Genomic DNA, 21,923 nt, shown 5'->3' with positions numbered 1-21,923 from the left:
AGAGCCTAACGACCATCCATCCGGTCCCTGTCCGGCAGGTCCGCCTCGACCACCTCGGCATCGACAATATCCAGCGTAGCGTGGTGGCCGGAGTCGATCCTGATGGATCCGGGCTCATCGACGAATTCGGCGTCGAGTTCCGGGCCGCGGTAATAGCCATAGGCTGGCTTCAACTGGTCGCCATAGTGCTCGTATTCTTCTTCGTCCGCGTAGCGCTCGGCGTGATGGCGGTTAGCGGCGGCATCGCACTCGTCATCAGTACCGAGGTAGCCAGCAGGTAGCGATCCGACCGGAACGAGGAACCACCGCGCGAACACCAAACCCACGTAACCGGGTATCGCGAGCCAACCGAATGTGAGCAACGCGAAGATCGGTGCCTCCAGTCCGACCCGGCCAAACGTGCCCAGCTCACCGCCCGCGACCGAACTTGTCACTGCGAGCGCCAATGCCGCCAATGCCGCTGAAGTCACTGTGGCCCACGGCGCGGTGATCCGATCCGGCGAGGTGCGAGCACAATCCAGGCCGCCGAGTACACCGACTGCGGCGGGGACCACAAGCAACGCCGGCCACCAACCCGCCGCAGGCCCAGCCGGTACCGCGGCGAGCAACGGAACAGCCGGAATCGGACCATCGAGCACAGAGAACACCCCGACCGATGCGGCGCCGATATGGGCGCTGGAACCGACCAGCACACCGACAGCGTGGGCCACCAGATTCGGCAGATAGGCCAGCGAGAGCAGAGTCAAACCGAGCACATCCGCGGCGTTGCCCGCCGATTGGTAGGTGGCGCCGACTCGCGAAATATGCGCGAGAAACGACACCAAGACCAATGCGGCGGCACAGCCCGATAAACGCAGAATGGATCGACCCGCACCATAGAGTCCGGAGATAGCCCAGTCGGGCAAACACAACAACGTGAACAGCCGCCGCCGCGTCCGGCTTACGATACCGCCGAAGGCGGCGAGCCCGTAGAATCCCGCGACCCACGCGAACGCCGCGAGTGTGTTCGGCGGTCGCAGCGCGAGGACGGCCGAGGCATCCTCGGTAACCGCGAGGCAGATCGAGGTAACCAACATCGGACCACCTATCGCGGCGGCGACGATCCAGCCGAGATCAGCCCTGGTGCAGTATGGTGGCACGGCGCGCGCGCACTCACGCCAGGCGAGCCAGACCAACAGCACGGTCGGCGACAACGGAAGCAGCCCGAGCGGAGTGTTGTCGATGACCAGCGAGACCTGGTGCGTACCCAGCCAGCCAGCGGCGACAACGCCGGAAATGTTCGCGAGATCAACGCCCGAAGTCAGCAGCGTGCCGAGCACGAGAACGATGATGGCGGTCAGCCCGAGTGCCGCAGGGCGGCTCGCGACCGAAACGAGGACTCTGGCTCGCTCCGGAGACAGTGACAGGAAGCTCACCTCGTCCGCGTCGGAGTGCGGTCGCGGCGCGCGGGCGCCACCGCCCCGGCGCGCCAAGGCATTTCTCGGGGAGCTCATGGCTTGTCAGCGTGGCAGCTCACCCAGCGCGAGCGGGGCAGGCGCGCCGCAGCGCCAGGAAGAGCTGCCACGGGTCTTATTACTTGTTGTCCTCAGTAGGGCGGAAGGCCTGAGTGGCATCGGGGGAATCGCTGCTCTGTTCGTCATCGAACGGTCTGCTCTGTTGGTTCGGCGGGGTCTGCTGCCCGAATCCCGGAGAACTATACGGCGACTGCGAACCGGACGGCTGTCTGCCGAAATGCTGGTTCATGCTCTCATCCGAGTGCGCCTGTGCTCCGTAGGGCGAATTCTGCTGGGGTGCGCCGTAGGCCGTGGTCGGCTGCCCCTGCCCATAGGCAGGCTGTTGCTGGGCGTAGGGCTGGCTCTGTCCATAACTCGGCTGGCCTTGACCGTAACCCGGGTGACCCTGATCATAACCCGACTGGCCCTGGCCATACGGCGAGGGCTGCTGCGCCTGGAACTGTGCCGGGACGGACTGCCCGTAACCAGACTGACCGTACGGGCTGCCCGGTCCGTAACCGGACTGTCCCTGCTGTTGCTGGGGAAAGGACTGCTGTCCCTGTCCGAAAGGCTGCTGACCATAACCGCCCTGGCCGAACCCGCTCGGCGCTGCGGCCGGGCGCGCCGCCGGGACCTTGAGAATGCCCTCATCGAACAGCATCGCGGCGATCGCGAGCGAAGCCTGAGCAAACGCGAGCACCAGCAGAACAAATGCGCCGGCCTTCAGCTCGCTGCCCGCGCCGAAACTGAACGACTGGACCAGCAGTGCGACAAAACCTGCTGTCGAGGCCGCGGCTGCTGCACCGATCCAGCTCTGCTTCGGCAAAAGCGACAGACCGGCAAGCAGCCCGCCGAGCAACAGCAGCCCGAGTAGTGCCGAGCCGGAGCCCACTTCGAACAGGTCGGCCGATTCCGGCGTGCTGACCCGCGTGCCGCCGAAATCGATCGGTTCTATGCCGATGAACGGCAGAAAGCCGAGCAAGAAGTTGATCACGCCGAACGCCGCCACGCCCACCACCAGGAAGAACGGCAGACCTTTGGTATTGGAACCGGTAGCGCTGGAACCTGAACTGGCGCCACCCGAGACCGGGTCTTGGCTGGATGGCGTTGCGGGTGAGGGTGTGTTGTACCCGGAGCCCCCGGTCGGGTAGGACATGTCGTCGTCTCCTAATCGAGTCGTCTTCATTCACGCTGCTGGATTACTTCTGACGCTACTGCACTCTCCGGCCAGGTCACACCCCGCACTACCGACCGATACGGGTGAACTCGCTCGTATCCAGACAGGTCGGACACACAACAGCGCAGATACCCGACCAAGAACCGAAGGGCTGCCATCGTCGGCCTGATATGCGGTCGCCCGCGCTGGTGGCCGCCACGTCGATACCCCGCCGCGCATAAATGAGGGCCGCCCCCGGATCCGGAGGCGGCCCTAGAGCGCATACGCAGTTCAAGCGCTGATGCTGGCCTTCTCCAGGATCTCGCGCGCCAACGCGGCGGTCTCGGACGGTGTCTTACCGACCCGCACCCCTGCGGCCTCCAGCGCGTCCTTCTTCGCCTGAGCGGTACCCGACGAGCCGGACACAATGGCACCCGCGTGGCCCATCGTCTTGCCCTCCGGGGCAGTGAAACCGGCCACGTAACCGACTACCGGCTTGGTGACATTGGCCTTGATGTAGGCCGCGGCCCGCTCCTCGGCATCACCACCTATTTCACCGATCATCACGATCAGCGAAGTCTCCGGGTCCTGCTCGAACGCCTCGATGGCATCGATGTGGGTGGTGCCGATGACCGGGTCGCCGCCGATACCGATAGAGGTCGAGAAACCGAAATCGCGCAGCTCGTACATCATCTGGTAAGTCAGTGTGCCGGACTTCGAGACCAGACCGATCGGGCCTTTGCCGGTGATATTGGCCGGGGTGATACCGACCAGTGCCTCATCCGGGGTGATGATTCCGGGGCAGTTCGGGCCGATGATACGGGTCTTGGTGCCCTTGTCCACATTGTAGGCCCATGCATAAGCGGTGTCCTGCACCGGGATGCCCTCGGTGATGACCACCAACAGCGGGATCGCCGCGTCGATGGCTTCGAGAATGGCGCTCTTGGCGGCCTTCGGCGGCACGAACACAATGGACACATCGGCGCCGGTCTCCTTGATGGCCTCGGCGACGGTGCCGAAAACCGGCAGCTCGATCGTATTGCCATCCTCGTCGAGATGACTGACCGTAGTGCCCGCCTTGCGTGCGTTCACACCGCCCACGACCTGGGTGCCTGCCTTCAGCATCAACGCGGTGTGCTTGGTGCCCTCACCGCCGGTGATGCCCTGGACGATGACCTTGGAATCCTTGTTCAGGAAGATAGACATTACTTTTCGTCCTTACTCGGCCGTCGTTATCGGGCGGCTGCCAGTTCGGCGGCCTTGTCGGCGCCTTCGTCCATTGTCTGCGCCAGCGTCACCAATGGGTGCGCGGCATCGACGAGGATCTCTCGGCCCTCGTCCACCCGGTTGCCATCGAGGCGGACCACCAGCGGCTTGTTCGCGCTGTCACCCAGGATTTCCAGCGCCTTCACGATGCCGTTGGCGACCGCGTCGCAGGCAGTGATCCCGCCGAATACATTGACGAACACGCTCTTGACCTGTTCGTCGTTCAGGATGACATCAAGACCGGCGGCCATCACCTCTGCCGAAGCACCACCACCGATGTCCAAGAAGTTGGCGGGCTTCACACCGCCGTGGCCCTCACCCGCGTAGGCGACCACATCCAGGGTCGACATGACCAGACCCGCGCCATTACCGATGATACCGACTTCGCCATCGAGTTTGACGTAGTTGAGGTCGTTGTTCTTGGCCTTGACCTCGAGTGGATCGGTCGCGTCCTTATCCGCGTACGCCGCGTGGTCTTCGTGGCGGAATTCGGCGTTCTCGTCCAATGTGACCTTGCCATCCAGTGCGAGGATCTCGTCCTGCGGTGTACGCACCAACGGATTGACCTCGACCAGGGTGGCATCCTCGGAGACGAACACCTCCCACAGTTTCTGGATGGTCACGGCTGCGGCGTCCAGCACCTCGGCGGGCAAATGACCTTGTTCAGCGATCGACCGTGCGAACGCCAGGTCGACACCCTCGACTGCGTCGACGGGGACCTTGGCCAGTCGCTCCGGCTTGGTCGCAGCGACCTCCTCTATCTCCATGCCACCCTCGACCGAGCACATAGCCAGGTAGGTTCGGTTGGCGCGGTCCAGCAGGAAGGAGATGTAGTACTCCTCCGCGATGTCCTTGGCCTCAGCGACAAGAAGCTTCTTGACGATATGACCCTTGATGTCCAGGCCGAGAATGTTCTGTGCGTGCGTGAACGCGTCATCCGGGCCCGCGGCGTACTTGACGCCACCGGCTTTGCCACGGCCACCGGTTTTCACCTGGGCCTTGACCATCACGGGCTTGCCGATTTCCTCCGCGATCCCGCGGGCGTCCTCGGCCGTATCCGTAACGCGGCCCTCGGACGAAGGCACTCCGTGCTTAACGAAGAGCTCCTTCGCCTGATATTCGAAGAGATCCATGTACTCACCGTCTCGTCTGCGTTGTGATGACAACGTCTTTGTTGGCGGCCCGACGTCGGAAGCGGGTCGGGTCGGACTCTAACCAGTCACATGGAGGGCCAATCGGCCACATACATCCTAAGTGGCACAGGTCACGCGACAGCGCCGGGAGTGACAAAAGCGCTGGCCAACGCTACTGACGAGTAGGTTGCTCACGCTGCGCCAGGTAGAGCCACCGAACCCGAAAACAGGTTCAGCACTACTACAACTTGTCGTCGGCGAATCTCTCTGCTATGCCCGTTTCGTGGTGAGCTATTCCGGAGTAAATAGTGATCAATCTCACATGTTTGTTACGGAATGTCCGCACCGCTTGTGAGCACGCAATCGTTTCGTTACCGTCATTCCCGGTCGATGTCACAGCACGGTCACGACAGGAGGACGGCAAACTTGACGCAGCACAGCGCTCCGCGGACGGAGAGCCGCTCCGTATCTCGCCGAGCGACACCGCAGAATTTACCTCGCGTCACGATGCGGCACCGCCGATGAACCGCAGCTCTTCATCCGCCTCCGACGAGCGGGTGCGATCGAGACATCGATACCGTCCGGACGATGAACCGTTCGCCGTCGGCGGCAGACCCTTGGATCCTGCTATCGACCGACCGCGCAATTCTAGGCACAGCGTGATAACAGAAGACGACCACGATTCGCGCGGCGGCTACGACCTTCATGACGATCACGCGGTCGTGGGCAGCGGACTTCACTACCCTGCTGAGGCTCCGGCTACAGACTTCGCCTACAACCAGCCCGCTTACGATTACGACCAACCTGTCCGCAGTTACGGCGAATCGGACTACAAGGCCTCGTGGGGCGCCGACAACGCATGGGCCGCCCAGCCCGATGACTCCTGGTCCGGCAGCGATACGTGGAACGATCAGACCCCCTGGACACCGGCCGACACCTGGACAGCCGAGCAGGAGGCGGCCGATCGGGAATCCGGCATTCCCGTCTCGCCGACAGCGATACCCCCCCGCCATACCGTGGGCAAGCGGGGCGGCGCACACCGAGTGCCCGCGCCGCCTGCCGCCCTCAAGGGGCGTGCTGCGGTCGCCGCAGTCGCCGCGGGCGCGGTTGTCGCCGCCGGGCAGGCTACGTTCACCTCGCCCGAGCAGTCCTCGCAGTCCGTCGACTACGAAGCCACGGGGCAAATCCGCGAGATCGCCGCGCAGTCGACGAACATATCCGACCCTGATTCCTCCCCTGAGTCACCGCAGATACTGAATGTTTCGGCATCAGCCGATCTCAACCAATTCAACGACATCCTGCAGAAGGGCCAGAAGTACGCCGAGGACCTCGCCGCTCGGGAGGCCGCGAAGCTTCGCCCGCTGTTCACCAAGTTCACATCGGGCACCTTCACCTCCGGATTCGGCGCCCGCTGGGGAGTGCAGCACCTCGGTATCGACATCGCGGGTCCGATAGGCACCCCGATCTACGCTGTCGCCGATGGCACTGTGCTCGATGCCGGTCCCGCCGCAGGCTTCGGTATGTGGGTCCGGTTGCTACACGATGACGGCACCATCACCGTCTACGGCCACATCGACACCGCTACGGTGTCACGAGGGCAGCGGGTCCTGGCCGGTGACCAGATCGCCACCATGGGGAATCGCGGATTCTCCACCGGTCCACACTGCCACTTCGAGGTTTGGTTGCACGGCACCAACAAGATCGACCCAGTTCCCTGGCTGGCCACTCGCGGTATCAGCCTCGATTCAGGGCGCGACTGAACGCGGGGCGCGGCCTGCATACCCGAGTAATCCGTTCAGAGCTCACCGACTGGCCCTACCTGGCGGCAGCGCTGCTTCGAGCGACCGATAAGCGCGTCATACGTCGCGCCTACGCCTTTACGGTGCAGCGGCGATCGCAAGGCCGAGCAAAGCGACAACCTTGGTAACCTCCAAACCGATATACCAGTAGTGGGCATGAGAGCGCGGCAGATCCTCACCAGCCAAGACCCGATCGGACCGACGGGTCAAAGGTGGACGCACCACTAAGATCTGAACAGCTAGAAGCGCCACGGCCGCGCCCAGCCACCACCAGACTGCCCTGCCTGGCGTCACAACAGATGCCGCGAGCACCAGCAGCACGGCGAGCATGGCCTCGGTGCTGTTCAGTGCCCGGAACACCAAGCGACCGATGCCGAGACCGAGTCGCACGGTGATTCCTGGTGCGCGGAACTTCAGCGGCGCTTCCAGAAACGAAATGGCCAGTACCATACCAAGCCACAGCAGGGGCAGAAACCATACGATGTGTTGCGCGACAGCTTCCATAGCATGGACTCTAACGATGCGGAACGATTACGAGCAGAGCCGAAAGACTCTGTCACACCATCCAGCTCGTCCAGGGCGTAGCAGACACACTCAAAGTTTGACCAGCGTTCTGCTGTATTGCGGGATCAGCCGAATCTTACCAGCGGTGCCGAAATCAATGGTCACAGTGGCCAGCGGTCCGAACCCCTCGGCGGCGATCACACGGCCGAGGCCGTATTTATCGTCACTGACCCGATCGCCTACGGCAAGTATCACATTCGTGTTGTCGCGGGTCGTCCTGGCAGGCGCGGACCCGCGCGACCCACGATCGCGCAGACCCGGACGTGTCGGCAGCCTGTCGTTACCTCGTGTCCAATCCCGCTCCAGCCCATCGTGGTCACCGCCGCGGCGCCTACTGCCCCTGGTTGTGACCGACTCAACAGGCTCGAGCCGACGCCAGTCGACGAGATGCCCCGGAATCTCCTGCAGGAAGCGAGATTCCGGATTGGAAACCGGCTGCCCCCAGCCGGAGCGCACCATTGCACGCGTGACATACAGTCGCCGCCGCGCTCTGGTTATGCCGACATAAGCGAGGCGGCGTTCCTCGGCCAGTTCGGCCGAATCGCCCAGCGCCCGCATATGCGGGAACTGTCCATCCTCCCAGCCGGTGACGAATACCACAGGGAACTCGAGGCCTTTAGCCGTGTGCAGCGTCATCATCGTGACGATGCCGGAATCTTCCTCGGGGATCTGATCAGTGTCAGCAACCAGCGAGACTCGTTCGAGGAACGCGGCGAGTGAACCAGGATCGGGCTCACCTTCGCCCGTCTCCGGCACCAACCCCTCTTGCTGAGCTGTTACTACGTTGGTGTACGCTTCTGAGCTGAATTCGCGGGCAACGCTGACCAATTCGTTGAGGTTATCCAACCGGGCGCCATCCTGCGGGTCGTCTGATTCCTCCAGCTCAGCGCGGTAGCCGGTGCGCTCGAGCACCGCTTCGACAGTGTTGCCCACATCCGGAAAATCCCCCTCAGCGTGTTCGCCTGCCGCACGAATCTCATCGAGCAGGTCCAGGAAGCCCGTGATAGCCCGCTGCGAGCGTGTGTTCAGCAGCGCCACTCTGCCTTCGGCGGCAGCACGCAGCGCGGCTGCGAAACTGATCCCCTGTTGTTCGGCATGCACCGCAATACATGCCTCGGCCCGATCACCGATCCCCCGACGCGGTGTGTTCAGGATTCGGCGCAGGCTCACCGCATCGTCGGAGTTCTCCAGCACTCTCAGATAAGCGACGATGTCACGTATCTCTTTGCGCTCGTAGAAGCGGACACCGCCGACCACCTTGTAAGGCAAGCCCATCCGGATGAAGATCTCTTCCAGCGCCCTGGAGTTGTTGTTGGTGCGATAGAACACCGCGATGTCGCTGTAACCGGCCTCGCCCTGATCTACCAGCCGATCGATCTCGCGTGCCACGAACGACGCCTCGTCGTGCTCATTGTCGGCGACGTAGCCGGTAATCAAGTCACCTTCACCGGAATCCGTCCAGAGCTTCTTCTCACGCCGATTCTCGTTACGCGAGATCACCGCGTTGGCTGCGGTGAGGATGTGCTGGGTGGACCGATAGTTCTGCTCCAGCAGAATGGTCTCCGCATCGGGGAAGTCACGCTCGAACTCCTCGATATTGCGGATAGTCGCACCTCGGAACGCGTAGATGGACTGGTCCGCGTCGCCGACCACACACAGTTCGCTCGGCGGCACCCGGCCCTCGTCCTCGGCGTCTTCCAGGTGATGACCGACCAGTTCGCGCACCAAAGCGTACTGCGCGTGGTTGGTGTCCTGGTACTCATCTACCAGCACATGCCGGAAACGGCGACGATAGTACTCCGCGACCTGCGGGTGACCGCGCAGCAATGCCACTGTCTCGCCGATAAGGTCATCGAAGTCCATCGCGTTCGCCGAGCGTAGCCTGCGCTGATATTCGGCGTAGACCTTGGCTACCAAGCCAGGCAGTTCAGCATCGTCTGATTCGGCGTCCGCCGCGGCTCGGGTCGGATCGATGAGGTCGTTCTTCGCGTTCGAGATCGCGGTCGCCAGCAAACGCACCGAGTATTTCTTGGTGTCGATACCCAGGTCACGGCTGATCATGGTGAGCAGTCGCCGCGAGTCATCGGCATCGTAGATCGAGAAATTCGAGTTGTGGCCGGACAGCAGCGCAGCCTGTGTCCGCAGTATCCGGACGCAGCTGGAATGGAAGGTGGATACCCACATAGCGCCAGCGCGCGGGCCGACAAGTCCGGCCACCCGTTCCCGCATCTCCGCGGCGGCCTTATTGGTGAAGGTGATGGCGAGCACCTGACCCGGAGTCACCCCCCGAGCGGCGAGCAGATAGGCGATGCGGCGGGTGAGTACGGCGGTCTTCCCTGAACCAGCACCCGCCACGATCAGCAGGGGCGATCCCGTATGCACGACTGCTGCGCGCTGCTGCGGGTTCAGGCCGGTGAGCAATCGCTCGGCGTCTGCCGACGGCACCTCTGGTGCGGCAGCATACCTCCGCATCTCTTCTCCACCGACAACCTGAGGTTTCGATACCTGAGCAGACCGCACGACCTGATCGACCTTCGTGTTGGGAGCCACCGTGATATCCATCGTCCACCACGCTACCGGCGGACACCGACATTGTTGAAGTCCCTGGTCACAGTCACAGTTCCAGATCACGACGATATCGATTCGGCACCAGGCAATCGAACAATAGATGAACTCCCCCGGCGGGGAGGCCAAAGGGACAACGCAATATTTGCGAATGCAATCGTTTTGCATACCTTCCAGCCCATGGCAGACTGGCGGCATGCTCAGCGCTCCAGCGATACCCCTACGCCGGCGCCAGTACGGATGCTGTCATCACGGGGCCGGGACCTGAGCACCTTTCTGGGGGGAACTATACGAAGCCCCTCCAGGTCTGTTTCACGGTGAAAGAACCGGTCGGTAACGGGTCGAGCACACGAGCCCGACCGATGTTCTGACGCGAGGAGATTAATGATGAGCATCCCTATCACGACGACCGGGTCCGCTTCCACGCTGCCGCAGACCCAGGTCGAGATCGACGAACTCCGCAAGGAAATCGACCAGCTCGATGCGGAGATCCTGGCCGCGATCAAGCGCCGAACGGAGGTCTCCCGGATCATCGGCCGCACCCGGATGGCGTCGGGCGGGCCGCGCTTGGTGCACAGCCGCGAAATGAAGGTACTCGAGCGATTCAGCGAACTCGGGCAAGAAGGCCACACCCTTGCCATGTTGCTGCTGCGCCTCGGCCGCGGTCGCCTCGGTCACTGATCACCCCGCGACGCACGCGGAACCCAGCAGCAGTCGGACAGTTCGTTCAAGTGAGGGCGATGTACTTGGTCGACAAGTATTCTTCGATCCCCTCAGTCCCACCCTCACGACCGAAGCCGGACTGCTTGACCCCGCCAAAGGGAGCAGCCGGGTCGGAGACGACACCACGGTTGACGCCGACCATGCCTGATTCCAGCCCTTCGGAGATCCTGAGTGCGCGGTCGAGATCGCGCGTGTAAACGTAGCTGACCAGACCGAATTCAGTATCGTTGGCGGCGGCGAGTCCCTGCTGCTCGGTATCGAAGCCGACAATAGGCGCTACCGGACCGAACACCTCCTCACGCAGGATTCTGGCATGTGGTGGGACATCGCCGAGAACAGTAGCGGGATAGAACCATCCGGGCCCCGTCGGGGCCTTGCCACCGAGCAGCACCGTAGCACCCGCGGCGATGGCGTCGTCTACCAATTCTCGAACGGTCCGGAGCTGGTCCTCGTTGATCAGCGGACCAAGTGTCGTGTCCGGATCGGTCCCCGGCCCGAGCCGGACACTATGTGTCATCGCCTCGACCAGCTTGGTGGTGAATTCCTCGCGGACACCGTTGTGTACATGGAAGCGATTGGCCGCCGTGCACGCCTCGCCTCCATTACGCAGCTTCGCCGCCATCGCACCCTGCACGGCCGCGTCCATATCGGCGTCATCGAACACTACGAAGGGCGCGTTTCCACCGAGTTCCATCGAGGTACGCAGTAGCCGATGCGCGGACCTCTCCACCAACTTCCTACCGACCTCGGTAGAGCCGGTGAATGTCAGCTTACGTAGCCGGGCATCGTCCAGCAGCGGCTGAGTCACCGTGCTGGACCGACTGGAGGTGATCACCGACAGCACACCATCGGGAAGACCGGCCGCGCTGCACAGTTCGGCCAGCAGCAGCATGGTCAGTGGCGTCGCGGAAGCAGGCTTGACAATCATCGTGCAGCCGGCGGCCAGCGCGGGGCCGATCTTGCGCGTGCCCATCGCCAACGGGAAGTTCCACGGCGTGATCGCCAGGCAGGGACCTACCGGTTGCTTATGTACCATGATACGTCCCGTGCCGGACGGTGCCTGCAGGTAACGCCCGTGCACCCGCACGGCTTCCTCGCTGAACCAACGGAAGAACTCGGCGCCGTAGCGCACTTCATTGCGGCTCTCCGGCAGTGCCTTGCCCATCTCCAACGTCATTAACAGCGCGAATTCCTCCGCACGGGCGATAATCCGCTCGAATACCTTCCGCAGAATCTCCCCTCGCTCTCGCGCAGGCGTGGCCGCCCATTCCGATTGGACCGCGACAGCCGCGTCGAGCGCGCGCATCGCGTCGGCCGCAGTCGCGTCCGCGACGTGAGTCAGCACCTCTCCTGTCGCCGGGTTGTGCACAGGGAACGTGCCCATGCCGGTGGCATCCACGGGTCCACCGATCCACAATTTCTTCGGTACGGCTTCGATAACTTCACGTTCAGACTCCATATGACCAGCCTAGGACTTACGGGCGGCATTCCCCCTGAACACCCGACCGGCGCAAGACAACAACATCCGCCACCCGACGTATCACAGGCGATCCTGTGCAGTGGGCCGTGCCTGCTTGTACTCTCGGCGAACGTGAGCAGCGACATCACCGCGACGGCGGCATGGCGGAAACTGCACGAGCACCACCGCGCCATCGCCGGGCGGCACCTCAGAGAGTTCTTCGCCAATGATCCGAACCGGGGCAATGAGCTGATCGCCCAGGTAGGAGACCTGCGCATCGATTACAGCAAACATCGGGTGACCAGAGAAACCCTGCTCCTGCTCGTGGAGTTGGCACGCGAGGCGCGTGTGCCCGAACGCCGAGACGCGATGTACCGCGGCGAACATATCAATACTTCCGAAGACCGCGCGGTCGGCCATATAGCGTTACGATTGCCCGCAAGTGAGTCGATGACCATCGATGGGGTCGACGCAGGCACCGAGGTTCATGCGACGCTCCAGCGTATGGGTGCGTTCGCCGACGCGTTGCGTTCCGGCCAGTGGCGCGGTGCGACCGGCGAGCGGATCACAACAGTGGTCAATATCGGCATCGGCGGTTCGGATCTGGGCCCGGCGATGGCACATCAGGCGCTGCGGTACTACGCGAAGGGTGGGAGCGGAACGGGAACGAACACCACAAGCATCGACGCCCGGTTCGTCTCGAACGTCGATCCCGCGGACCTGGTCGCGAAGCTGGACGGACTCGATCCGGCTACCACGTTGTTCATCGTGGCCTCCAAGACCTTCTCCACCTTGGAGACGCTGACCAACGCGACCGCGGCCCGACGCTGGCTGGTCGACACACTCGGTGTGGACGCCGTCGCCAAACACTTCGTAGCGGTCTCCACCAATACCGAGCGGGTAGCACGATTCGGCATCGATACCGACAACATGTTCGGCTTCTGGGACTGGGTCGGCGGCCGCTACTCGGTGGGCTCCGCGATCGGACTGTCGGTGATGGTGACCATCGGCAAGGAGCGCTTCGCGGAATTCCTCGCCGGAATGCATGTTGTCGACCGGCATTTCGCGACCGCTCCGCTGGAGCAGAACGCGCCGGTGCTGCTGGGTTTGCTCGGCGTCTGGTACTCGAACTTCTTCGACGCGCAATCCCGTGCGGTGCTGCCGTATTCGAATGACCTGGCCCGCTTCCCCGCATACTTGCAACAACTGACCATGGAATCCAACGGTAAGTCGGTACGCGCGGACGGTACCTCGGTCACCACATCCACCGGCGAGATCTTCTGGGGCGAGCCAGGAACCAATGGCCAGCACGCCTTCTACCAGCTACTACACCAAGGCACCCGGCTGATCCCAGCCGACTTCATCGGGTTCGCCCGTCCCACCGAAGATCTGCCGACCAGCGATGGCACCGGCAGCATGCACGATATCTTGATGAGCAATCTGTTCGCGCAGACCAAAGTACTCGCCTTCGGGAAAACCGCCGAGGAGATCCGCGCCGAAATGGTCTCCGCGGAGGGCTCCGACTACTCGGTGGTGCCGCATAAGGTAATGCCGGGCAATCGTCCATCCACCACCATTCTCGCACCGCAGCTCACACCGTCAGTTCTGGGTCAACTCATCGCCTTCTATGAGCACCAGGTCTTCGTCGAGGGAACCGTTTGGGGCATCGACAGTTTCGACCAGTGGGGGGTCGAACTCGGCAAGCAGCAGGCACTTGCTCTCGCCCCGCTGCTCACTGCCACGCAAGAGCCCGATGCACAGGATGATTCGTCAACCGATGCGCTCATCCGCTGGTACCGCGCCCATCGCTGAACTCGGTCGGCTTGTGTTCGAAACCTCTTGGTCAATCTGAACAGGCCCGATGAGGCCACCGACGGCACAGAGGAACACCGCACCGTCCAGAGCCGTGTCGTAGGGGCGGGAACGAGTAAATCGCGTGGCATGTCTGACAATAGAACCGCCAGTAGCGACGAAATCCGCGCACTGTAAGCGTAGTTCGCGGAATCCATAAGGCGCTGTCCAATGGCCACGGCCGTGCGCGGTCGCACTGGACCCGAGGCGCGCACTAGGCTTGCACGCACTATCGGACAAGTGGAAAGCATCTGATTTGAACACCTATCCTGGCGGTCAGCAACCGTCCCAGCACCAGGTTCTGAGCCGGCGACAGCTCTTCATCCTGACTCCGTTTCTGGTTTTGCTCATGATCGCCGTCGCGACAGGCATCGGATTGCTGGTCCGCACCGCCGCTGCCAACGCGATCCCAGGAATCGCGACAGCGTCCGGTAGTAGCACCGTCCCCGCGAATGTCTTGGCCGATGGCTCGGTCCGGGTCGGCGAGCCGACCGCGAAAGTCACCGTCCGCGTGGTGATGGACCTGCAGTGTCCTGCCTGCAAAGGCTTCGAGTCGGCCAATGGCAAGGTGCTGAAGGATGCCGTCCACAACGGCTCCGCCGCAGTCGAATACAGCGTTATCACCTTCCTCGACCGCGCCAGCACCACCGCGTACTCCTCCCGCGCCGGTAACGCGTCGTTCTGCGTCGCGAACGCCGGCGTGGACAATTACCAGGCCTGGCTCTCGGATATGTTCGACCAGCAGCCTAAAGAGGGCGGCGACGGCCTGCCCGACAGCGCACTGATCGCCATCGCCGCATCCGCGGGCTACACCGATCCCGCAGTGGCCAAATGCATCACCGACCGGCAATACGATGCCTATCTGCGCACGAAGACCGACGAAGTGCTGAACAGCGGCGTGCGCTCCACCCCGACTGTAACCGTCAATGGTGAGCGGGTCACCGATAACGTCGCTCTGATGAGCCCGAACGGTCTTGCCGCCGTCATCGCGTCCGCGCGCTGAACCAGCCGCCCTGCGACACAGGGCACGCCACCGATGAGCTATGCCATGGTGGTTGTCGGTTACGACTGGGCTGCTCAGATTTCGCTCGCCGCGCGCCGACGAAGCCCCTGCTGCCTCCGCCCTACGGTGGAGCACCCGTAGAGCGGAGGCAGCATGCGCCGAACGTCAGACGAAGGCGCGCTCGATGATCGCTCCAGTGTCGACCCCGGTCGGCAGAGTACCGAACGCGATGCCCCAGTCATCACCCAGCCGGGTGGCGCAGAAGGCATCGGCGACAGCGGAGTGACCGTGGCGGACCAACTGCGCGCCCTGCAGCACCAACGCCATCAACTCGACGACGCGCCGCGCGCGGTATTCGACATCGGTAAGATCCGACAACTCCTTGCCGACCCGCGCGATCGCGTCGTCGAGCCGAGGGTTCTCCCCTTTCGCCAGGGACACCTCATTGAAGTACGCCTCGACGGTCTCCGGCTGGCGCCCCATAGCGCGCAGCGCGTCCAGTGCCGCGACATTGCCTGAGCCTTCCCAGATCGACATCAGCGGCGCTTCCCGATACAACCGTGGCATACCGGATTCCTCGGCGTACCCATTACCCCCTAGGCATTCCAACGCTTCGGCCGCATGCGCAGGCGCCCGTTTGCACACCCAGTACTTGGTGACCGCAAGGGCGATGCGCCGCAGCGCTGCCTCAGCGGGGTCCGAGGTCGCCCGGTCGGTGGCTCCGGCCAAGCGCATCATCACCGTGGTCGCGGCCTCGGATTCGATCACCAGGTCGGCCAGCACATTGCGCATGGCGGGCTGATCGATCAGCTCGGCGCCGAACGCTTTCCGGTGCCTGGCGTGGTGCACCGCGTAAACCGTGCTGGTTCGCATACCGGTGGCCGAGCCGATCACACAGTCCAACCTGGTCATATTCACCATCTCGATAATGGTCTTGACCCCGGCGCCTTCCACGCCGACCAGCCAGCCGACGGCGTTCTCATACTCGATTTCCGAGGAGGCGTTGGACTTGTTGCCTAACTTTTCTTTGAGCCGTTGAATCCGGATCGGATTGCGAGTGCCGTCCGGTAGCACCCGCGGCAATAGGAAACAGGACAGGCCACCTGGTGCCTGCGCCAGCGTGAGGAACATGTCCGACATGGGGGCGGAAGTGAACCACTTGTGCCCGACGAGCCGGTACGAACCGTCCGACTGTGGTGTCGCGGTGGTGGTATTGGCACGGACATCCGAGCCACCCTGCTTCTCGGTCATCGACATGCCCGCGATGAGCCCCTCCTTGCTCGATGGCTGACGCAAGCCGAATTCGTATCTGCGGGAGCCGAGCAGTGGCTCGTATTTCGTCGCCAGCTCCCGATTGTGCCGCAGCGCAGGCACCACCGCGTAGGTCATCGAGATCGGGCACATATGTCCCGCCTCAGCTGTACTCCAGATATAGAACTTCGCCGCACGCGCCACGTGCGCGCCAGGGCGCTCGTCCAGCCATGGTGTGCCGTGCAGACCGTGTTCGACAGCGACGCGCATCAGATCGTGCCAGTGCGGATGGAACTCGACCTCATCGACTCGATGGCCGTACCGATCATGGGTACGCAGCACCGGCGGGTACTCGTTGGCCAGCCTGCCCCACTCCTGCGCCTCGGCGCCGCCTGCGAGCGCACCGAGTTCCCGCACTTCGGGTTCAGCCCAGCCCGCGCCTTCCCGATGCAAGCCCTCGATCAGCGACGGATGGCGCGCCGCATCGAAGGGCACGATGTCGGGCACCTGGTTGAAGACTTCATGCGTCTGCATCTGACACTCCTGATTCCAGCCGAGCACGGTCGGCGCCCGGGTCGTCACGCACACCTAGCGCGCGTATCGCGAAAGCGATGAGCTGAGGGACGACGCAGTCCCTGTGGGGAGCTTCGGCGAGCGGGCCGACCAGCACCTCGCCGATCGCGCCGACCAAGGCGGCCGCACTGATCCTCGGATCCTGCGGCGGTAGTTCACCTCGCGAAATCCCCTCCGCCACAGCTATTTCGAACTTCTCGGTGAATGCGCGCCGGAAGCGTAACCGTTCACTTTCAACGGCGGCGTCGACGGGTTCAGCGAGCAGTACGTAGGCCAGATTCGGATTCTTCAGCGCACGACCAGCGAAGGTCTCTATCGCCGTGGTCACCCGTTCGATCACCGTTCCGTTCGCACCGGCCGCAGTGACCTCGGCGACTTCACGGGCAACCACCGTCCGGAAAACCGCGCGCACCAGATCGGCCTTACCCTCGAAGTTCTTGTAAACGGTCCCCGTGGCCACACCAGCCTCGGCCGCGACCGCGGCCATAGACAGCGCCGCGTACCCACCTCGGGAAAGCACCGTGGTCGCAGCCTGCACGATCAGCCCCGCCTGCGCATCCAGGCGGGCCTGCACAGCGGCAGTTCTGCGATAGGCCACACAAGAAGTGAATCATAGATTCATTTCTTCACACAAGGACACGACGACGCCGTATGGTCGAGCAGGTGAGCGTATCGATCGAACGCAATGGACCCGTAACCACTGTGATCCTGCACCGCCCCGAAGCCCGCAACGCTGTCGACGGGCCGACCGCTGCCGCACTGGCCGATGCCTTCCGCGCATTCGACGCCGACCCCGATGCCGCGGTCGCCGTCTTATGGGGCGACGGTGGCACGTTCTGCGCAGGCGCCGACTTGAAGGCGCTCGGCACCGAGCGCGCCAATCAGGTCGCCGAGGACGGCGACGGCCCGATGGGACCGACTCGTATGCGGCTGACCAAACCGGTGATCGCCGCAGTCTCCGGCTTTGCGGTGGCCGGTGGACTCGAACTCGCACTGTGGTGCGATCTGCGAGTCGCCGAGCGCGACAGCACCTTCGGCGTGTTCTGCCGCCGCTGGGGCGTCCCTCTGATCGACGGCGGCACTATCCGGCTGCCGCGCATCGTGGGTACCGGCCGCGCGATGGACATGGTGCTCACCGGCCGCGCGGTCGGCGCCGAAGAAGCATTACAGATGGGGTTGGTCAACCGCGTAGTGTCCACCGGCGAAGCCCGCGCAGCCGCGGAGGAACTCGCCGCGGAACTGGCCGCACTGCCACAGACTTGCCTGCGTTCGGACCGGATGTCGCTGCTGGAACAAGACGGGATGAGCGAGGAGTCCGCGCTGCGCAACGAGTTGCGGCACGGCCTGACGGCGCTGGCGGACGACGCACTGGAAGGCGCGGCACGCTTCACAGCAGGCGCGGGCAGGCACGGCGAGCGCGCCTGAACCCGATGGCCCGTCTGAACGTCCTCGACGAGATCTTTCTGCGCACCCACCGCGGGCTGGGCACCCCGATCGCGTTGCAGGGCCTATGGCGGACAACCGATCGAGTCGATCCCGCGCTGCTGGTACGAGTGCACGACGCCCTACGCCGCGGGCCATTGGGACGCAGAGTAGTACCGCCGCGAGTACCGGGAGCTCGACGAGCCTGGCAACCGAACATCCGCGCGCATCCTATTGCCCACGCCGTGAATATTCTCCCGGCCGCTGGATTACTCGACTGGGCCGATGCCCAGGGTGAGGGGCTCGATCCGGAATACGGCCCAGGGTGGCGGCTTTCGACCGCGATGCTCGACGATGGCGGATCAGTCATTTCACTTGTCTGCTCCCATGCCCTTACCGATGGACGCGCGCTGGTGCTCGCTGTGGACGACGCGCTGTCCGGTAGCGGGAGAGCGCAGCCGAGCCCCACTGCGCAAGAATCGGATTGGTCCGACGCGCGACGCCAGTGGTCGATTGTTCTGCGCGGTACCGCCGCCGCGCTGCGGCATGGGATACCCCCGCTGCCCAGCGCAGCGGGCCGCACGCAAGAACCACGGCCTACCGGCTCGACAACGACGCACAGCGCGATTCTGCAATGCCCCGCCACAGAGTGGGATCGCGCTGCCGCACGACACCGCGGCACCGTCAACAGCGTGTTCATCCAGCTTGTCGCAACCATGCTGTGGAACAGTGGATTTCCGGGCGAGACGATAGAAGCCTGTCTACCGGTCGATACTCGCGACGAGCCTCGGGTCGACAATGACCTCGCTATGACACAGATCGCGATCAGCCGGGTCGACACTCCCGCATCGATCCGTGCCCTGGCCCGCACGGCCTACACGCGCCGCATGTCCGCACCGGGTGGCATGCCCGAAGAACTGCTCCACCTGATCCCGGACCGCTGGGCATACGCTCTGGCTAGGGGAGCGGGTGAACGAGACATCCTGTGCTCCAATATCGGAACGCTGCCCGCTTCGGTGCGCATACTCGGCTCGCACCGCTGCACTGGTATCGCCGCCCGCGCCATCCATCCCGGCCTGTCCGGCGCACAACTGCCACGTACCAGGCTCTCGGGCTATCTGTGCCGCACCGGTGACGACTATGTGCTGAGTCTGGTGAGCCTGGACCCGACGCGAGTAACGTCCGCTGCCGCGCTCCGCGAGCTGGCGATGCGCACAGCGGCGGCCACCGGTCTGCGCACTCGCGCGTGGTGAGGCCGCCGCAGTCGAGCACCTGGCCTCCGCGGCACCCAGGGAGGTGAACTTCAGTGGCGCTCTCGGTATTCAGCGCGCCGGGACTCGTCCCGGTTCGGTACGCCGGAGCACATCGGCAGGGACCGCGATTCCAGGATCGAGGTCGGCGGAGTCGATCGGCGCGCCCCACACTTGGCGCACCGGAAGCACTCCGGCCCACACACCTCCCGTCTCGATATCGGCCTCGTCGTCCATGGGGCCACCCGTACGGATCTTCACCGACGCTTCGGTGAGATCGACAGCGAGCACTACCGTGGCGGCGAGTTCTTTCTTGTTCGGTGGTCGCACCCGGACCGAGGAGCCAGGAGCCGTGTGTTCGACGATCACACGCAGCCCATGCCCGCGCTCGGCGTGGCCGGTCACCTCGACCGCACGACCGAGCACGACCGCACTGCGGTAGTTCATGGAGAAATGCATCGCCGAACGCGCGTAGACCACTCCGTCGACCAGTGTCACGGCCACCGAGATATCCCTGGCAAGCGCGGCACGCAGGTTCCCGGCGCCGGTCGATCCGTGGACATAGAGCGTGTCACCGTCGCGCCCGTACACGGTCGGCAGTACGACCGGCGTGTCGCCGAGCAATACACCCAGATGGCAGATCAACGCGGCGTCGAGCACCGCGTCCAAATCGGCACGGTCGGTTCGCGCACGATCCCGCAATCGGGTCGGAGTGCTGCGCGCTGTCGGGGAGAGAGGAATCCGTGAACTGACTGGTCCGGTCATATACCCAGGTTCCGGCCACAGGTGGCATTATCACAGTGCCAATTCAGCTGAGTTTCAGCAGTCCACTTTGAGGAGGCACCCGTGCCGGACGAGCTTCCGCTCGAGCTGGATCGCGATTCACCGGACCCCCTCGCGGTACAGATCGCCGACCAGCTGCGGAACGCCGCGACCACCGGACCGCTCCATACCGGCGACCGGCTGCCTTCCACCCGCGCACTGGCCGTTCAGCTCGGTGTGAGCCGCACCGTGGTGGTCGCCGCCTATGACCAACTGCACGCCGAAGGCTGGATCAGTGGTAAACGCGGCTCCGGCACCTACCTGACCACCGCACCGATCGTCGTCCCGCCCGTATATTCCACCGCGTTCCCTATCGCAGCCACCGCACCGCGGCTTTACGACCTCACTCCTGGCGCCCCGTGCACTCAGACCATAGATCCGGCCGCATGGCGCCGCGCCTGGCGAGCCGCCGCTGACCCTGCTCCGCTGATACGCAAGAACCACGCTGGGGAGCCTGGGTTCCGCGCAGCGGTCATGGAACATCTGCTGCGCCACCGCGGGATCACCATCAACAGTGGCAGTGTATTGCTCGCCACCAATGGAACTAGTTCCGCCGTAACAGAATTGGCCACGGCCCTGCTGCGGCCCGGTACTGCCGTCGCTATCGAAGACCCCGGCTACCAGCGTGCCGCGTGGGCCTTCGAGGCAGCAGGAGTCGAGGTCGTACCGGTCCCGGTGGATGAATACGGGCTGCGCAACGACCTGCTTCCATCAGGGATCGAAGCGGTGTATTGCACTCCAGCACATCAATTTCCTCTCGGTGCGCGGATGCCCGCGTCCCGCAGGGTCGAGCTGATCGAGCGCGCACGACGATCCGGGTTCTTCATCATCGAAGATGACTATGACGGCGAACTGCGCTACGGCACCGCACCGCTGCCGTTGCTTGCCACCATGGCGCCTGATGTCGTCATCCATCTGGGCACGACGAGCAAGATCCTGTCGCCGAGCCTGGGCGTCGGCTGGCTGCTCGCCGTGCCGGAGATCACCGAGGCAATACTCACTCATCGGCAGCGCACCGGCACCTGCCCGAGCCCGGCCGGCCAGCGAGTCCTCGCGGCCTTCGCCGCACACGGAGATCTGGCCAGGCACCTGCGCAGATTGCGCCGCGCCTTGCCGTCGCGTCGCGCACTGACCATCACCGAGCTGCACCGCCGCGGCCTCGATGTACTCGGCGACGACGCAGGCTCACATATCGTGGTCCCGATGGATTCAGCCGAGGCCGAGCGGAAGGCGCTCGCGGCCGGACAGGAACGCGGGATAGCACTGGACGACTTGGCCAGACATTATCGCTGTCCGGACCGCGAACACTTCGGTATCGCACTCGGATACTCGGCACTGTCTTGGCCGGACCTGGTCACCGCGGTTCCGATCGCCGCCGAGTGCCTAGCGGACCTGTAGCATAGTCCGCATTAGCGAACAAGACATCTTGGCACGCATCGACCTGGGCCAGTCCCCGGACGGAGTCCAAGCCAACTCCGTCGCACAGGTCGAGAGCTACCTGCACTAAGCGCCGGATAGCCTCGGTTGCTCTGGGCGCGGCCACCGACGGACGCACCCAGCGTAGACAGAACCGACCAGACGAAGATCGGCCAC

General features: G+C 63.9%; 17 protein-coding genes. 7 read left to right on the top strand and 10 right to left on the bottom strand.

Annotated elements, in window-relative coordinates; genetic code table 11:
* Positions 1-5 precede the first annotated feature (5 nt).
* The 4 genes from ACX4ZE_RS12000 to sucC form a co-directional block, all read right to left on the bottom strand.
* Positions 6-1,493: a cell division protein PerM gene (locus ACX4ZE_RS12000; RefSeq protein ID WP_480273457.1), complete on the bottom strand. Its 1,488-nt coding sequence runs from the start codon at positions 1,491-1,493 to the stop codon at positions 6-8.
* Positions 1,494-1,572: 79 nt separating this feature from the next.
* Complete coding sequence (locus tag ACX4ZE_RS11995) at positions 1,573-2,649, bottom strand: DUF5336 domain-containing protein (RefSeq protein WP_480273456.1); 1,077 nt, start codon at positions 2,647-2,649, stop codon at positions 1,573-1,575.
* 291 nt (positions 2,650-2,940) lie between these two features.
* The gene (gene sucD, locus ACX4ZE_RS11990) at positions 2,941-3,855 is read right to left on the bottom strand and encodes a succinate--CoA ligase subunit alpha (protein WP_480273455.1); all 915 of its coding nucleotides are present in this window, start codon (positions 3,853-3,855) and stop codon (positions 2,941-2,943) included.
* A gap of 26 nt (positions 3,856-3,881) precedes the next feature.
* Positions 3,882-5,048, bottom strand: a complete 1,167-nt coding sequence (gene sucC, locus ACX4ZE_RS11985; protein WP_480273454.1) for an ADP-forming succinate--CoA ligase subunit beta — start codon at positions 5,046-5,048, stop codon at positions 3,882-3,884.
* A gap of 659 nt (positions 5,049-5,707) precedes the next feature.
* Between sucC and ACX4ZE_RS11980 the strand changes: the two genes are divergently transcribed.
* Positions 5,708-6,808 (top strand): M23 family metallopeptidase, encoded by a 1,101-nt coding sequence (locus ACX4ZE_RS11980; protein WP_480273453.1) that lies wholly within the window; start codon positions 5,708-5,710, stop codon positions 6,806-6,808.
* A 117-nt stretch (positions 6,809-6,925) separates the two neighbouring features.
* Here the strand turns inward: ACX4ZE_RS11980 and ACX4ZE_RS11975 are convergent, their stop codons facing one another.
* Together ACX4ZE_RS11975 and ACX4ZE_RS11970 are read right to left on the bottom strand one after the other, a co-directional pair.
* On the bottom strand, positions 6,926-7,351 hold the full coding sequence (locus ACX4ZE_RS11975) for a hypothetical protein (RefSeq protein WP_480273452.1): 426 nt from the start codon (positions 7,349-7,351) through the stop codon (positions 6,926-6,928).
* 90 nt (positions 7,352-7,441) lie between these two features.
* Positions 7,442-9,883, bottom strand: coding sequence for a UvrD-helicase domain-containing protein (locus ACX4ZE_RS11970; protein ID WP_480273515.1), 2,442 nt, complete (start codon positions 9,881-9,883; stop codon positions 7,442-7,444).
* Between the two features lie 480 nt (positions 9,884-10,363).
* On the opposite strand from ACX4ZE_RS11970, the gene ACX4ZE_RS11965 reads away from it, so the two are divergent.
* Complete coding sequence (locus tag ACX4ZE_RS11965) at positions 10,364-10,657, top strand: chorismate mutase (RefSeq protein ID WP_480273514.1); 294 nt, start codon at positions 10,364-10,366, stop codon at positions 10,655-10,657.
* Positions 10,658-10,703: 46 nt separating this feature from the next.
* On the opposite strand, the gene ACX4ZE_RS11960 is transcribed toward ACX4ZE_RS11965, so the two are convergent.
* The gene (locus ACX4ZE_RS11960; RefSeq protein WP_480273451.1) at positions 10,704-12,158 is read right to left on the bottom strand and encodes an NAD-dependent succinate-semialdehyde dehydrogenase; all 1,455 of its coding nucleotides are present in this window, start codon (positions 12,156-12,158) and stop codon (positions 10,704-10,706) included.
* Positions 12,159-12,290: 132 nt separating this feature from the next.
* Between ACX4ZE_RS11960 and pgi the strand changes: the two genes are divergently transcribed.
* Both pgi and ACX4ZE_RS11950 read left to right on the top strand, forming a co-directional pair.
* Positions 12,291-13,970: a glucose-6-phosphate isomerase gene (pgi, locus tag ACX4ZE_RS11955; RefSeq protein WP_480273450.1), complete on the top strand. Its 1,680-nt coding sequence runs from the start codon at positions 12,291-12,293 to the stop codon at positions 13,968-13,970.
* A 388-nt stretch (positions 13,971-14,358) separates the two neighbouring features.
* On the top strand, positions 14,359-15,012 hold the full coding sequence (locus ACX4ZE_RS11950; protein WP_480273449.1) for a DsbA family protein: 654 nt from the start codon (positions 14,359-14,361) through the stop codon (positions 15,010-15,012).
* Between the two features lie 165 nt (positions 15,013-15,177).
* Here ACX4ZE_RS11950 and ACX4ZE_RS11945 read toward each other — a convergent pair whose 3' ends face one another.
* Both ACX4ZE_RS11945 and ACX4ZE_RS11940 read right to left on the bottom strand, forming a co-directional pair.
* A complete protein-coding gene (locus tag ACX4ZE_RS11945) occupies positions 15,178-16,797 on the bottom strand; it encodes an acyl-CoA dehydrogenase family protein (protein WP_480273448.1) in 1,620 nt (539 codons plus the stop codon).
* Positions 16,784-17,434: a TetR/AcrR family transcriptional regulator gene (locus ACX4ZE_RS11940; RefSeq protein WP_480273447.1), complete on the bottom strand. Its 651-nt coding sequence runs from the start codon at positions 17,432-17,434 to the stop codon at positions 16,784-16,786. The genes ACX4ZE_RS11945 and ACX4ZE_RS11940 overlap by 14 nt, the downstream gene beginning before the upstream one ends.
* Positions 17,435-17,499: 65 nt before the next feature.
* Between ACX4ZE_RS11940 and ACX4ZE_RS11935 the strand changes: the two genes are divergently transcribed.
* Together ACX4ZE_RS11935 and ACX4ZE_RS11930 are read left to right on the top strand one after the other, a co-directional pair.
* Positions 17,500-18,261, top strand: coding sequence for a crotonase/enoyl-CoA hydratase family protein (locus ACX4ZE_RS11935; RefSeq protein WP_480273446.1), 762 nt, complete (start codon positions 17,500-17,502; stop codon positions 18,259-18,261).
* A gap of 5 nt (positions 18,262-18,266) precedes the next feature.
* On the top strand, positions 18,267-19,511 hold the full coding sequence (locus tag ACX4ZE_RS11930; protein ID WP_480273445.1) for a hypothetical protein: 1,245 nt from the start codon (positions 18,267-18,269) through the stop codon (positions 19,509-19,511).
* Between the two features lie 69 nt (positions 19,512-19,580).
* On the opposite strand, the gene ACX4ZE_RS11925 is transcribed toward ACX4ZE_RS11930, so the two are convergent.
* A complete protein-coding gene (locus ACX4ZE_RS11925) occupies positions 19,581-20,273 on the bottom strand; it encodes a pyridoxamine 5'-phosphate oxidase family protein (protein ID WP_480273444.1) in 693 nt (230 codons plus the stop codon).
* A gap of 81 nt (positions 20,274-20,354) precedes the next feature.
* On the opposite strand from ACX4ZE_RS11925, the gene pdxR reads away from it, so the two are divergent.
* The gene (pdxR, locus tag ACX4ZE_RS11920; protein WP_480273443.1) at positions 20,355-21,728 is read left to right on the top strand and encodes a MocR-like pyridoxine biosynthesis transcription factor PdxR; all 1,374 of its coding nucleotides are present in this window, start codon (positions 20,355-20,357) and stop codon (positions 21,726-21,728) included.
* The last annotated feature ends 195 nt before the right edge of the window (positions 21,729-21,923 follow it).

The sequence above is a fragment of the Nocardia sp. TBRC8007 genome, assembly GCF_056629435.1.
This window is presented reverse-complemented; position numbering and strand designations above follow the sequence as displayed.

What these genes read in the sequence shown, in the direction of transcription:
- ACX4ZE_RS12000 (WP_480273457.1), bottom strand. Translation starts at nt 1,493, where the DNA reads ATGAGCTCCCCGAGAAATGCCTTGGCGCGCCGGGGCGGTGGCGCCCGC.
- ACX4ZE_RS11995 (WP_480273456.1), bottom strand. Translation starts at nt 2,649, where the DNA reads ATGTCCTACCCGACCGGGGGCTCCGGGTACAACACACCCTCACCCGCA.
- sucD (WP_480273455.1), bottom strand. Translation starts at nt 3,855, where the DNA reads ATGTCTATCTTCCTGAACAAGGATTCCAAGGTCATCGTCCAGGGCATC.
- sucC (WP_480273454.1), bottom strand. Translation starts at nt 5,048, where the DNA reads ATGGATCTCTTCGAATATCAGGCGAAGGAGCTCTTCGTTAAGCACGGA.
- ACX4ZE_RS11975 (WP_480273452.1), bottom strand. Translation starts at nt 7,351, where the DNA reads ATGGAAGCTGTCGCGCAACACATCGTATGGTTTCTGCCCCTGCTGTGG.
- ACX4ZE_RS11970 (WP_480273515.1), bottom strand. Translation starts at nt 9,883, where the DNA reads ATGCGGAGGTATGCTGCCGCACCAGAGGTGCCGTCGGCAGACGCCGAG.
- ACX4ZE_RS11965 (WP_480273514.1), top strand. Translation starts at nt 10,364, where the DNA reads ATGAGCATCCCTATCACGACGACCGGGTCCGCTTCCACGCTGCCGCAG.
- ACX4ZE_RS11960 (WP_480273451.1), bottom strand. Translation starts at nt 12,158, where the DNA reads ATGGAGTCTGAACGTGAAGTTATCGAAGCCGTACCGAAGAAATTGTGG.
- ACX4ZE_RS11950 (WP_480273449.1), top strand. Translation starts at nt 14,359, where the DNA reads ATGATCGCCGTCGCGACAGGCATCGGATTGCTGGTCCGCACCGCCGCT.
- ACX4ZE_RS11945 (WP_480273448.1), bottom strand. Translation starts at nt 16,797, where the DNA reads ATGCAGACGCATGAAGTCTTCAACCAGGTGCCCGACATCGTGCCCTTC.
- ACX4ZE_RS11930 (WP_480273445.1), top strand. Translation starts at nt 18,267, where the DNA reads ATGGCCCGTCTGAACGTCCTCGACGAGATCTTTCTGCGCACCCACCGC.
- ACX4ZE_RS11925 (WP_480273444.1), bottom strand. Translation starts at nt 20,273, where the DNA reads ATGACCGGACCAGTCAGTTCACGGATTCCTCTCTCCCCGACAGCGCGC.